Source organism: Demequina sp. NBRC 110055, assembly GCF_002090135.1.
Lineage (GTDB): Bacteria > Actinomycetota > Actinomycetes > Actinomycetales > Demequinaceae > Demequina.
In genome coordinates this window covers 93,682-105,818 of record NZ_BBRL01000007.1, presented here as the reverse complement: position 1 = coordinate 105,818, position 12,137 = coordinate 93,682, and the positions used below count along the sequence as shown (strand labels likewise).

Annotated in this window: 15 protein-coding genes; 8 read left to right on the top strand and 7 right to left on the bottom strand. The window is 70.5% G+C overall.

Going from position 1 to position 12,137, the window contains the following annotated elements:
• Positions 1 to 18: 18 nt before the first annotated feature.
• Genes B7K24_RS08655 through B7K24_RS08645 form a run of 3 tightly spaced genes read right to left on the bottom strand, consistent with a single transcriptional unit; the run spans position 19 to position 2,998 of the window.
• The gene (locus tag B7K24_RS08655) at positions 19 to 1,701 is read right to left on the bottom strand and encodes a ribonuclease J (RefSeq protein WP_084129938.1); all 1,683 of its coding nucleotides are present in this window, start codon (positions 1,699 to 1,701) and stop codon (positions 19 to 21) included.
• A gap of 7 nt (positions 1,702 to 1,708) precedes the next feature.
• A complete protein-coding gene (gene dapA, locus B7K24_RS08650) occupies positions 1,709 to 2,602 on the bottom strand; it encodes a 4-hydroxy-tetrahydrodipicolinate synthase (RefSeq protein ID WP_084129937.1) in 894 nt (297 codons plus the stop codon).
• A gap of 54 nt (positions 2,603 to 2,656) precedes the next feature.
• Positions 2,657 to 2,998, bottom strand: a complete 342-nt coding sequence (locus B7K24_RS08645; protein ID WP_084129936.1) for a cupin domain-containing protein — start codon at positions 2,996 to 2,998, stop codon at positions 2,657 to 2,659.
• 103 nt (positions 2,999 to 3,101) lie between these two features.
• Here B7K24_RS08645 and B7K24_RS08640 point away from each other — a divergent pair, with 103 nt between their 5' ends.
• The 8 genes from B7K24_RS08640 (at position 3,102) to B7K24_RS08605 (ending at position 7,937) form a co-directional block, all read left to right on the top strand.
• A complete protein-coding gene (locus B7K24_RS08640) occupies positions 3,102 to 3,905 on the top strand; it encodes a thymidylate synthase (RefSeq protein WP_084130034.1) in 804 nt (267 codons plus the stop codon).
• A 7-nt stretch (positions 3,906 to 3,912) separates the two neighbouring features.
• Complete coding sequence (locus tag B7K24_RS08635) at positions 3,913 to 4,425, top strand: dihydrofolate reductase (protein WP_084129935.1); 513 nt, start codon at positions 3,913 to 3,915, stop codon at positions 4,423 to 4,425.
• A 179-nt stretch (positions 4,426 to 4,604) separates the two neighbouring features.
• Complete coding sequence (locus tag B7K24_RS08630) at positions 4,605 to 5,150, top strand: GNAT family N-acetyltransferase (protein WP_084129934.1); 546 nt, start codon at positions 4,605 to 4,607, stop codon at positions 5,148 to 5,150.
• On the top strand, positions 5,147 to 5,698 hold the full coding sequence (locus B7K24_RS08625) for a GNAT family N-acetyltransferase (protein ID WP_159449199.1): 552 nt from the start codon (positions 5,147 to 5,149) through the stop codon (positions 5,696 to 5,698). Before B7K24_RS08630 ends, B7K24_RS08625 begins: the two co-directional genes overlap by 4 nt.
• Positions 5,695 to 6,318 carry a GNAT family N-acetyltransferase gene (locus tag B7K24_RS08620; RefSeq protein ID WP_159449198.1) on the top strand — a complete coding sequence of 208 codons (624 nt, stop codon included), beginning with the start codon at positions 5,695 to 5,697 and terminating at the stop codon, positions 6,316 to 6,318. The genes B7K24_RS08625 and B7K24_RS08620 overlap by 4 nt, the downstream gene beginning before the upstream one ends.
• Positions 6,319 to 6,424: 106 nt before the next feature.
• Entirely contained in the window at positions 6,425 to 7,108 is a 684-nt protein-coding gene (locus B7K24_RS08615; RefSeq protein ID WP_159449197.1) for an AzlC family ABC transporter permease, read from the top strand.
• Positions 7,105 to 7,428, top strand: a complete 324-nt coding sequence (locus B7K24_RS08610) for an AzlD domain-containing protein (protein ID WP_084129930.1) — start codon at positions 7,105 to 7,107, stop codon at positions 7,426 to 7,428. Before B7K24_RS08615 ends, B7K24_RS08610 begins: the two co-directional genes overlap by 4 nt.
• A 20-nt stretch (positions 7,429 to 7,448) precedes the next feature.
• Complete coding sequence (locus tag B7K24_RS08605) at positions 7,449 to 7,937, top strand: GNAT family N-acetyltransferase (protein WP_084129929.1); 489 nt, start codon at positions 7,449 to 7,451, stop codon at positions 7,935 to 7,937.
• Positions 7,938 to 7,941: 4 nt separating this feature from the next.
• Here B7K24_RS08605 and B7K24_RS08600 read toward each other — a convergent pair whose 3' ends face one another.
• Genes B7K24_RS08600 through B7K24_RS08585 form a run of 4 tightly spaced genes read right to left on the bottom strand, consistent with a single transcriptional unit; the run spans position 7,942 to position 12,119 of the window.
• Positions 7,942 to 8,412 (bottom strand): hypothetical protein, encoded by a 471-nt coding sequence (locus B7K24_RS08600; RefSeq protein ID WP_084129928.1) that lies wholly within the window; start codon positions 8,410 to 8,412, stop codon positions 7,942 to 7,944.
• Positions 8,413 to 9,156: a 4-hydroxy-tetrahydrodipicolinate reductase gene (gene dapB, locus B7K24_RS08595; RefSeq protein WP_084129927.1), complete on the bottom strand. Its 744-nt coding sequence runs from the start codon at positions 9,154 to 9,156 to the stop codon at positions 8,413 to 8,415.
• Positions 9,157 to 9,198: 42 nt separating this feature from the next.
• Complete coding sequence (locus tag B7K24_RS08590; RefSeq protein ID WP_084129926.1) at positions 9,199 to 11,214, bottom strand: efflux RND transporter periplasmic adaptor subunit; 2,016 nt, start codon at positions 11,212 to 11,214, stop codon at positions 9,199 to 9,201.
• Complete coding sequence (locus tag B7K24_RS08585) at positions 11,214 to 12,119, bottom strand: hypothetical protein (protein ID WP_084129925.1); 906 nt, start codon at positions 12,117 to 12,119, stop codon at positions 11,214 to 11,216. The genes B7K24_RS08590 and B7K24_RS08585 overlap by 1 nt, the downstream gene beginning before the upstream one ends.
• Positions 12,120 to 12,137: the final 18 nt, after the last annotated feature.

Here is a 12,137-nt window from a genome sequence, read left to right as displayed (position 1 = left end):
CGCGTGTGACGAACCGGTCTACGACTCGATGACGATTGGAATGATCATGGGCCGCCGGCGCAGCTTGGTGCCCACGTAGCGTCCCAGGACGCGGCGCATCACCTGCTGCAACTGGTGGTTGTCGGCCTTGCCGCTCGCGGCGGCCTCCTCGAGCGCACTCTTGATCTTGGGCAGGATCGCGTCGAACACGCTGTCGTCCTCGGCGAGGCCGCGAGCGTGCACCTCGGGGCCAGAGACGACCTTGCCGTTGGTGGAGTCGACCACGGCGAAGACGGACACGAAGCCCTCCTCCGACAGGATGCGGCGATCCTTCAGCTCGGTGTCAGTGATCTCGCCCACCGAGGAGCCGTCGACGTACACGTTGTGGACCTCGACCGCGCCGACGACCTTCGCGACGCCGTCCCTCAGGTCGACCGCGACGCCGTTCTCGGCGAACATGACGTTCTTTTCCGGCACGCCGGTCTTGATCGCAAGCTTGCCGTTGGCCAGCAGGTGACGCACCTCGCCGTGGATGGGCATGACGTTCTTGGGGCGCACGATGTTGTAGCAGTACAGCAGCTCGCCCGCGCTCGCGTGGCCGGAGACGTGCACGCGCGCACTTCCCTGGTGCACCACGGTCGCACCCAGGCGCATCAGCCCGTTGATCACACGGAAGACGGCGTTCTCGTTGCCGGGGATGAGCGAGGAGGCGAGCACGACGAGGTCGCCGGGGCCCACGCGCAGCTTGTGATCGAGGCTCGCGATGCGGCTGAGTGCCGCCATCGGCTCGCCCTGGGAGCCGGTGCACATGTAGACGACCTTGTCGGCCGGCATGTCGTCGGCCTTCTTGGCGTCGATGAGGATGTTGGCAGGCACCTTGAGGTAGCCCATGTCCGCGGCGATGTTCATGTTGCGCACCATCGAGCGGCCCACGAAGGCCACGCGGCGGCCGTGCGCGTGCGCGGCGTTGATGACCTGCTGGACGCGGTGCACGTGGCTCGAGAAGCTCGCGACCACGATGCGGCCGGTGGCATTCGCGAAGGTCTGGTCGAGCACTGGGGTGATCTCGACCTCGGAGGCCGTGAAGCCCGGAGACTCCGCATTGGTGGAGTCCGTCATGAAAAGGTCCACGCCGCGCTCTCCCAGCTTGGCGAAGGCGCGCAGGTCCGTAATGCGGCCGTCGAGCGGCAGCTGGTCCATCTTGAAGTCGCCCGTGCCAAGCACCGTGCCCGCCGAGGTGGTGATGAACACCGCGAGGGCGTCGGGGATGGAGTGGTTCACGGCGACGAATTCGAGGCCGAACTTGCCGAGCTGCTCGCTGCCGCCCTCCTTGACCGCCAGGGTCACGGGCTTGATGCGGTGCTCCTGGAGCTTCGCCTCGATGAACGCGAGCGTCAGCTGCGAGCCGATGATGGGGATGTCCTGACGCAGACGCAGCAGGTACGGCACGGCGCCGATGTGGTCCTCGTGGCCGTGCGTGAGCACGATCGCCTCGATGTCGTCGACGCGGTCCTCGATGTAGCTGAAGTCCGGCAGGATCAGGTCGACGCCGGGCTGGTGGTCTTCGGGGAACAGCACACCGCAGTCGACGATCAGCAGGCGGCCGTCGATCTCGAAGACCGTCATGTTCCGGCCCACCTCGCCGAGCCCGCCGAGCGGGACGATGCGCAGGGTGCCGGGTTCGAGAGCCGGCGGGGCGGATAGTTCGGGGTGGAAGGTCACGTCTCTCCTAGGGGATGGTGACGCCTCCCGCGCGTAGCGCCGAGGCGAGCGAGGCGTACTCGTCGTCGTCCAGCGGCAGCAGCGGCAGGCGCATATGGCGCCCCGGGATGACGCCGAGCAGCTCCATGGCGGCCTTGGCGTTCGCGGCCCCGGGGCCGGTGAAGATGGCGTCGTGCACGGGAAGCAGGTCCTCGTGCAGACGGTCGGCGCCGGCGGTGTCGCCGGCGTCATGAGCGGCGATCATCGCCGCGATGCGCTCACCTGCGACGTGGGCGGACACGGAGACCACTCCCACGGCGCCGGCGCGCAGAAACTCGAGGGTGAGCGGGTCGTCGCCGGAATACCAGGCAAGACCGGTGCGCGCGATGCGGTCCTTGGCGGCCGCCACATTGCCCGTCGCATCCTTGTTGGCCACGATGGTGTCGATGTCCGCGAGCGCGTCGAACGACTCGTCCGTGAGCGCCACCCCGGTGCGCCCGGGAATGTCGTAGAGCATGACAGGAAGGTCGGTCGCGCTGGCGATCGCCGACAGGTGCGCGACGATGCCCTTCTGGGAGGGCTTCGAGTAGTACGGCACCAGGGCGAGGACGCCGTCCACGCCCGCCTCGGCGGCCTGCTCGGCCATCATCACGGCGTGGGCCGTGTCGTTCGACCCGGCGCCGGCGATCAGCGTCGCGCGGTCCCCCACGGCCTCGACCAGGGCGGCGGTCAGCTCCGCCTTCTCCGGCGCGTGCGTCGTGGGCGCCTCGCCCGTCGTGCCGGAGATGACGAGACCGTCAGAGCCATGGTCCAGCAGGTGCTTCGCGAGCGTGACGGCCCCGTCGATATCCAGGGAGCCGTCGTCATGCATCGGCGTCACCATGGCGGTGAGCACCGTCCCGAAGGGGCGCGAGGAGGTCATGGGGCCAAACCTATCGTGTCAACGGCTTGCCACCGGCCGATGCGGTGGCCGGCTTTAGCGCTCGGCTCGCGTCGCCACGGTGAGCAGCAGCGCGCAGTCGGTCACCGCCTCCACGCCGTGGCGCGCCGCTGGCAGCACCATCAGTTCGCCCTCCCCGAGCGCCATCTGTCCCTCCCCGACCGTGAGCGTGATCTCGCCGCGGAGTACCTGCAGGGTCGCCTCGCCTGGGCTGTCGTGGTCGTGCAGCCTGTTGCCGCCCGCGATGGCGATGAGTGTCTGGCGGAGGTCCGAGTGTCGGTCCCCCGTCACCGTCACCGAGGACCGCCCGCTCGAGGCCTCGTAGGCCAGGGCCAAGTGCTCGTCGATGGCCTCACTCAGGTCGGTGACGGTGAACATGGGCCCTCCTTCGGACGCGGTGTGTCTTCCCAGTCAACCCCACCGGAGCCGAGCCCGCGCGGCGACGCCTGCCACCGCATCGGCCCCGGCGTAGTCTGTGGCCATGCCCGCGATCCCCACGCCGTACGAGGACCTGCTGCGCGACGTGCTCGCGACCGGCACGCGCAAGGATGACCGCACCGGGACGGGAACCTTGTCGGTCTTCGGCCGCCAGCTGCGCTACGACCTCTCCCAGGGATTTCCCCTCATCACGACCAAGCGCGTGCATGTGCGCTCCGTGGTGGGCGAACTGCTGTGGTTCCTGCGCGGCGACACCAACGTGCGCTGGCTGCAGGAGCGAGGCATCTCCATCTGGGACGAGTGGGCGGACGACCAGGGCGAACTGGGGCCGGTCTACGGCTACCAGTGGCGATCATGGCCCGCGCCGGATGGCTCGCACGTGGACCAGATCGCGCAGGTGATCGAGTCGATTCGCACCAAGCCCGACTCTCGCCGGCACATCGTGAGCGCGTGGAACCCCGCGCTCGTGGACGCGATGGCGCTGCCGCCGTGCCACGCGATGTTCCAGTTCTACGTCGCGGACGGCAAACTGTCGTGCCAGTTGTACCAGCGCTCCGCTGACCTGTTCCTGGGCGTGCCGTTCAACATCGCGTCGTACGCGCTGCTGACCCACATGATCGCGGCGCAGACGGGGCTCGAGGTGGGCGACTTCGTCTGGACCGGCGGCGACTGCCACATCTACTCCAACCACCTGGAGCAGGTCGAGTTGCAGTTGTCGCGCGAGCCCTACCCGTATCCGACGCTATCGCTGCCGGCAAAGGACTCGCTGTTCGACTACGACATCGACGACGTGGTCATCGAGAACTACCAGCACCACCCGGGCATCAAGGCGCCCGTGGCGGTCTGAGGTCCCGGTGGCGCTGAAGGCGATCTGGGCTCAGGCACGCGACGGCTCCGGGCGGCCCGTTATCGGCGCCGGCGGCGACATGCCGTGGCACCTGCCGGAGGACCTCAAGCGGTTCTCGTCGCTCACGCGCGGCGGCGCGGTCGTGATGGGCCGGCGCACCTGGGAATCCTTCCCCGCGAAGTTCCGGCCGCTGCCGGGACGGGTGAACGTCGTGGTCACGTCGGCGGACTCCCTCGACGGGGCCGATGCCGTGGTCGCCTCGCTCGCGGCGGCTCTCGAGACCGCGGCTCGTCTCACTCCCGATGGCGACGTGTGGGTCATCGGCGGCGGGCGAGTCTACGGCGCGGCGCTCGAGGCGGTCGACGGGCTCGAGGTCACCGAGATCGACCTCGAGGTGGACGGCGACACGTTCGCACCCGCGGTGGATCCCGCGGTGTGGGGCGTCGTCGAGGATTCCGGCTGGCGAGACTCCGCGACGGGGCCGCGCCACCGGTTCGTCACCTACGCGCGCCGAGGGTGACACGCACCTCCTCCAGGAGGCCGCGCGTCAGGTGAAGAGCGTCGTGAGCAGCACGCCTCCGGTGGTGCCGAGGATGAGGGCGACGATCGTCACGCCGGCCACGATGCGGGTGCGGCGCTGCCGCTTGTCGTCTGCCATGGCCGCCATGGTAGCGGCGGGCCACCTGACATGATCGGGACATGAGCCCCGCCTGGACCGTGCCGAATCGGATCGAGACGGAGCGGCTGGTGCTACGGCGCTGGGAGCCGGAGACGGATGTCGACTCCTATCACGCGCTCATGACCGCGAGCGCGGATCACCTGAGCCCATGGATGCCGTGGGCACGCGACGAGCCGCTGAGCCTCAACGAGCACCTGGACTGGCTGCGCCAGTGCGCGCGGTGGGCGGCGGACGGAACCAAGGGTTACCTCGCCCTGCTCTCGCGCGACGACGGCCGGCTCATCGGCTCCGTCGGTCTCCACCCGGCGCGCGAGGAGGAGATCCGCGAGATCGGCTACTGGCTCGCTCCCGCGCACCAAGGCCACGGCTACGTGACGGAGGCGGTCAAGGCACTCACCCGCGTCGCGTTCGAGGACTCGCGGGTCACGCGCGTCGAAATCCTGACCTTGCCCGAGAACGCGGCCGCGATCGCCGTCGCCGGGCGCGCTGGCTTTCGCCGCGAGGGCATCACGCATGACACGCACGCCGGGGTGCCGATGGACCTGTGGGCGCGGACGGCGCCGTGAGCGACTCACGTCCCGCAGGGCCGCCAACCTGGCCGCTAGCTCACCGCATCACCACGGAGCGGCTCGCGATCCGCGCATACGTAGCGTCCGACGTCACAGCACTGCACCGGCTCGTCCTCGCAAACATGGAGCACCTGCGGCCGTTCATTCCGTGGGCCGCGCACGAGCCTCGGAACCTGGACGAGCGAGACCAACTCATCAGCGACTACCGGCGTAGCTTCGCCGTCGGAGAGAACTTTCGTTACGCCATCATTGACGCCGCCACGGGAGAAATGGCTGGCGGGGTCAGCCTTCACACACGGGTGGGGCCGGACGCCCTCGAGGTCGGCTATTGGCTCGGCGCCGACTTTGAGGGGCGAGGGATCGCCAGCGAGGCCGTGACCGCGGTCTCGCGCGCGGCGCTCGACGCCGGTGCCACCAGGGTCGAGATCTGGTGCACGCCGGACAACACTCGTTCCGCCGCCGTGGCCCACAGATGCGGATTCACTTACATGGGCGAGCGCCTCCGCGACGGCCTCGCCTTGTCCGTATGGATACTGGAGCCATGACCGCCAGCTACCGCGTCCCCACCCGGATCGAGACCGAGCGGCTGGTGTTACGCACCTATGTCGAGGCCGATGCCGAGCAGCTCGTCGAGGTCGTCACCCGCAACCTCGAGCATCTGCGCCCGTACATGGAGTGGATCCAGTTCGAGCCTCAGACCGTGGCGGACCGGCGCGAGTGGATCGCCGGCGAGGCCGAGAAGTTCGCCGCGGGTACCGGCTTCACCATGGGGATGTTCGATGCCGACGGTGTCCTGGTGGGCGGCTCGGGATTCCACGTGCGGAGCGACCCGGACGGCCTGGAGATCGGCTATTGGATCGACGCCGCACACGAGGGTAAGGGCCTCGTCACCGAGGCGGCCGCCGCCCTCACACTCGTCGCGCTCGACACCGCGGGCGCCGCGGTCGTGACCATCGGCCACGCGCCCACGAACGCCCGCAGCTCCGCTGTTCCTCGCAGGCTGGGCTACCGTCAGCGCGACCTGGGCGGCAAACAGTGCTTCGACGCGGGCGAGATGGCGCCTGCCGTCGAGTGGGTGGCCGACGCCTCGACACTCACCAGCGAGCCGCTCGCCTCGTGGCCGCGGCCGGTGGTTCCGGCAAGCCCGCGCCCCACGAGTCGCTGAGTGTACGGATCCGCGCGGATCCGTACACGGAATGACTCACAGGAGACGAACGCTGGTGCCAGTCGGGCGCACGGTGGCAGCCCTCACGCCTGCCACAATGCTCGTCATGCCCCGCCTCGACGCCGCTCGCCAACAGGCGCTGTCGGTATCGCTCGCGACGGGCGCGTACGGTCTGAGTTTCGGCGCCCTCTCCGTGGCGGCCGGCCTGGACGTGTGGCAGACCATGGCGCTCAGCCTGCTGCTGTTCTCCGGTGGCTCGCAGTTCGCCTTCATCGGCGTGATTGCGGCGGGCGGCTCCGGCGCCGCGGCCGTCGCGACCTCGACGTTCCTGGGAGTGCGCAACGGCTTCTATGGCATCGCACTCGCGCCCTTCATGCGGCCCATGCGAGCTTTCACGCGGGCAGCCGCGGCCCAGCTCACCATCGATGAATCCACCGCGGTCGCGCTGGCGCAGCCGCCGCATGATGTGCCCGCCCGACGCGCCGCCTTCTGGTGGACCGGCATCGGCGTGTTCGTCGCGTGGAACGCCATCACGCTCCTGGGCGCCGTGCTCGGCTCCGCGATCGGCGACCCGAGCGACTGGGGCCTCGACGCGGCGGCAGCCGCGGCCTTCCTCGGGCTGGTGTGGCCACGCCTGGCGAGCCGACGAGCGCAAGGCGTGGCCGCGGCATCGGCCGTCCTGGCTCTGGTCCTCACTCCCCTTCTGCCCGCGGGCTTGCCGATCCTTGCCGCTGCCCTCGTCGCGATCGCCGCGGGCTGGAATGCGCCGGCGCGGGAGGTGCCCGAGTGAACCCCTACGCCTGGACCTGGGTCGCCATCGCCGCGGCCGCCGCGCTCGCCTTCCTCACCAAGTACGCGGGGCACGTGGTGCCCGAGGCGTGGCTGGAGCACCCCCGCGTGCACCGGGTCGCGGGCTTCGTCACGGTCGGTCTGCTGGCCGCACTCTTTGCGACACAGGCCTTCACGTCCGGCAGTGCGCTCGTGATCGACGCACGCGTGGTCGCCGTCGCAGTCGCGGCGCTGCTGCTGTGGAAGCGCGCGCCTTTCATCGTGGTCGTCGCGGCGGCGGCCTGCGTGGCCGCAGGGCTACGGCTGCTCGGGTGGGGCTGACGCGCCCGTAGGCTTGACCCATGCCCACCGCCGATGTCTCCGCCCGCCCCGCCGTCCCCGGAGACGAGGAGGCCATCGCGGACATCCAGTTGGCCGCGTGGCAAGCCACGTTGGGGGCCGATGCCGTGGCGGGGCTTCCGCGCGACGAGATCCTCGCGCAGTGGGGTGCCGCGATCGAGGCGCCGCCGTCGCGCCAGCATCGCGTATTCGTCGCGACCGACGGCCCGCACGTGGTGGGCTTCGCTGCCCTCGCCCAGGGCGAGATCATCGCGCTCGAGGTCGCCCCGGAGCACCGTCGCTTGGGCCACGGCTCGCGCCTGCTGGCCGCGTGCGTCGACACCCTGCGTATCCACGGCACGTCCCCGGTGCGCGCGTGGGCGATCGAGGGCGACAAGGCGCGCGAGGCATTCCTGACATCCGCGGGGTTTGCCGAGGGCGGCATCCGCCGCGGCATGGATGGACCAGCCGGCGAGATGGCCGAACTGATGTGGCGCGCCGACCTGAGCTAGCGCGTCACACGCTTGCGCGGCGCTCGGCGCGGAACAGGTCGGCGGCGTGGCGGAGCGACTTGCGGGCCATGGAACGGTCCCGGTTGGCGTCGTAGGCCCACGCCACCCTGAACCACGCGCGCCAGTCATCGGGGCTGTGCTCGGCCTCGAGCCGAGCGACCGCGAAGATGGCCTCGGCGGCGTCCTCGGTGAGCCGACCGTTGGGAAGGCGCTCGCCGTCGTGCATCGGGAGGCCACCCTCGGCCTCGAGCACGGTGGCCATGCGCTGCACGGTTGTTCCCAGGCGCCACTCCACGACGACGTACCACAGGCCGATGGCCGGCAACACGAGCAGGGCGAGCCCGAGCACCTTGGCGGCCCAGGCATCGGCCATCACGAAGGCGACCGCATACTGAGCGACGAATGCGAAATACATGGCCAGCAGTACCGTCATCGCGACGGCGGCAAGGAACGCGGGCTGGCGGAACAGACGCATCTACAGGCTCAGGTAGCCGTCGAGTCCGAGCGTGAGGCCCGGGTGACGGTCGATCTCGCGGATGCCGAGCAGCACGCCGGGCATGAACGACGAGCGGTCAAAGCTGTCGTGACGCAGCGTGAACTGCTCGCCGGGGTTGCCCAGCAGAACCTCCTCGTGCGCGGTGAGGCCGCGCAGGCGGACGGCGTGGACGCGAACGCCATCGACGAGGGCGCCGCGCGCACCCGCAGGGTCGTGCTGCGTGGCGTCGGGCGAGGGGCCGATGCCGGCGGCGGCCCGGGAAGCCGCGATACCCGCCGCCGTGTGGTGGGCGGTGCCGGAGGGCGCGTCGAGCTTGTCGGGGTGGTGCATCTCGATCACTTCGACGGACTCAAAGTATGGTGCGGCGGCCGCGGCGAAGCGCATGGCGAGCACCGCACCGAGCGCGAAGTTGGGGGCGATCAGCACGCCGATCTCGGGGCGCTCGCGCAGGTGTTCCTCGACGCGAGCGACCGCGTCCTGCGTCCAGCCCGAGGTACCGACGACGGCGTGCACGCCGGCGTCGATGAGCGCGTGGACGTTGGCCTCGGACGCCTCAGGCACGGTGAAGTCGACTGCCACGCTGGCCTGGGCTCGCGCCGCGTCCGCGACGCTGTCGCTCGCGTCGAGCCGGGCCACGACCTGCATGTCCTCGGCGGCGGTCACCGCCTCGACGACGGTCGATCCCATGCGCCCCGAGGCGCCCAGCACGGCGACGTTGATCATGTCGACGAGCCTACCGGGCGCCTCGGAAGCGATGGTGCGTCGTCAGCCGTTCATGGCCGGCGGTTGGAAGCCGCCACCCGCTCCCCCGCCCGGCGGGGTGAAGCCGTCGGGACGCTCGAACTCACCGGAGTCGTCGGAGCCGGAGTCGAGACCGCCCAGCAGACCGCTGGATTCCTCGGCCTCCTCGTCGTCGGTGAGCGCCGCGGTGAGATCCGCGAGGACCACCTGGGAACCAGACTCGAGCCCGGAGAGGACCTCCGTGTACTCGGTACCGATCGCGCCGGTCTCGATCGTGACCTCGGTGGCCGTGCCGTCCTCCGTCAGAACCTGCACGGTGGCTGCCCCAGCGGCATCCTTCACCGCCGACGTGGGCACCACGAGGACGTCGGTCGAGGCGGCGACCGTGATGACCATGCGGGTCGCTGCGCCGATGCGGATGTCGAAGCCAGGGTCGGGCACAGCGACGCTCACTGCGTAGGACTGCTGGTAGGCATTGCCCGTATTGACGTGGGACACGCTCGCGACGGTGCCCGCGACCACGTCACCGGTGCTCGTGAGGATGAGTTGGGCATCCTGGCCCGCCTCCAGAAGTTGCGCCTCGGTGAGGCTGACGGCGAGGTTGACGACGTAGGAGTTGTCCGCGACCAGCGTGATGACCGCGGCCGAGTCTCCGCCCGTCACGTCGTCACCCGCGGTAAACCCGACCGCGACGACGGTACCGGCCACGGGTGCCGTCAGCGAGGCGTATTCCAGCTGCTGCTGGGCGACCGCCAGATCGGCCTCGGCCGCGGTGATGTCAGCCTTGTCGGCGAGGATATCGGCCGCGGTGGGCACGGCCTGGTCCCCACCGGTGGCGTTCCCCATCGCGGAGCCACCGCTACCGAGGCTCTCTTGGCTGGAAGCGTCGCCACCTTGGCTGGGGCCGCCGCTGCCTTGGCTGGCGCTGCTGCCCTCCTGTCCGGAGGGAACAGCCGCCCCGTCACCGGTGGACGCGTCGCTCGACTCGCCGTTGTCCGGCGCCTGGGGTGAGGCCGAGGATTCGGGCGTCGGAGGTTCCGTGCTGGACGGTTCCGGCGTCGGCAGCGCCGGCGTGGTCGGCTCAGCAGATGCAGACGCCTCGGGTTCCGTCTCGTCGGCGTCGCCGTCGCCACTCGTGGCGGCGCCGGCCAGCGCCTCCTGATAGGCGGCGACCGCCTCGTCGACGGCCGTCGCGACAGCCATCAGCTCGTGTTGTGCGGAGATCGAGTGCTGGGAGGCGGTGAGGGCCGCGTCGGTGGCCTCTTGGCAGGCGGCGAGGGTATCGGCGAGTGCCGTGTCGTCGTCCCCGGCCGCCCCAGTGGCGCCGCTCGCGGAGCCTCCCTCAGAACCGTCGCGTGACTCGTCCGTCGTCGCACCGTCGTCGCCCGCTGAGGTGAAAGCCGCACATACCGCCTGTGCGGTCGAGGAGGCCTGGTCGGCGGCGTCGAGCGCCACCTGCGCGACGTCGTATTGGTCCAGCAGTGCCTGCTGCGCGGTCCGGAGCTCCGCGAGCGCCGTGGCGACCTCGTCGCTCGATCCGGCTGTCGCCTCGGTTGTCGCCACCGTTGACGCGACCGTGTAGGCGACCGTCGTGACGGTGGCGGCGGCCTCGCCCTCGGTGCGGTACGCGACCGACGATGCCGTGCTCGACGAGCCGGCGCTCTGCGCCTCGAGGTCATCCGCGAGTGCCTCCTCGGCATCCGCGAGCGCCTCCTCGGCCGCGGCCACCGCGTCCTCGAGGTCGTCCACCTTAAGCGTCGCGAGCGTGTCGCCCGCCGCGACGGTGTCGCCCTCGGCCACGTCGAGCTCCTCCACGGTGCCGTCAACCTGGAACGTGAGGTCTGAGCGGCTGGCGGACTCGATCGCACCGGTCGTGGTGAGCGTCTGTGTGACGTCACCTGTGGTGGCGGTGGCGGTGCGATAGGTCGCGGACGTCGAGGTAGCGCCGGTCAGCGTGACGCCCGCGACCACCGCACCCACGGCCACGGGCACGACGGCGACGCGCCAGCCCCAGCGGCGCGTCATGGCGGCGACGGCCATCACTCGGTGTCCGTGTCGAGCTGGTCCAGATCGCCGCCCATACCGCCACCGGCGGCACCGCCGCCGAAGCCGCCGCGCCCGCCCAAGCCGGTCGTGCAGCCCTCGGCGGTTGCGGCACTGAGCGCGATCGAGGTCGCGTCGTAGCCTCCCGAGGAGTCCGCTTCACCCATCGCGGTCATGCACAGGCCCACCTCGATGGCCTCGGTGTCGGCCACCTCGGTGCCCGTCACCGTCGCGTCGTCGGCGACACTGACCTCGGTGGGCTCACCGTCCTCGTCGTCGACCGTCAGCGCGCCATCGCTCACGGCGCTCACGGTGCCGGTGACGAGGCCCGCGAACCCCCCGGGCATCTGGCCCTGCGGGGCGGTCCCCTCCTCCGGCGCCTCCATGCCCTCCGGCATCGCGGTCGGCATGTCTGAGGGGATGTCGCCATCCGTGGGGCGCTCCATACCTTCCGGCATGTCACCGGTCGGGCGCTCGCCGCCCATGCCGCCAAATCCGGTCGCGCAGGTGCCGTCCTCGTCGGGCTCGGAGACGGACACGGAGGTCGCCGCGTCATCGTCGCCGAGGAGCACGACCACGCACTGTCCCTCGGCGAAATCGGTCAGCGCGATCTCCACCTCCGTCGTCACGGTCGTGTCATCGGTAAACCGCACCGCGGTCTGGGAGCTGTCGTCCTGCACCTGGGCGGTGCCATCGGCCACGTAGGCGATCTCGCCGCTAACGCCGCCGCGCTGGAAGCCGTTCGCCTGGTCGCTCGCGGGCGGCTCGGGTGCCGCGGAGGTGGCGATGTCAGTCTCGGCCGAGGCGGTGGCTTCGCTCTCGTCCGACGTCGAGCAGCCGGCGAGGAGCACGGCGGTGAGGCCGACGAGGGCGACGGCACGGTGGGCACGGGTGATAGTCATGAGGAGGTCCTCTCGTAG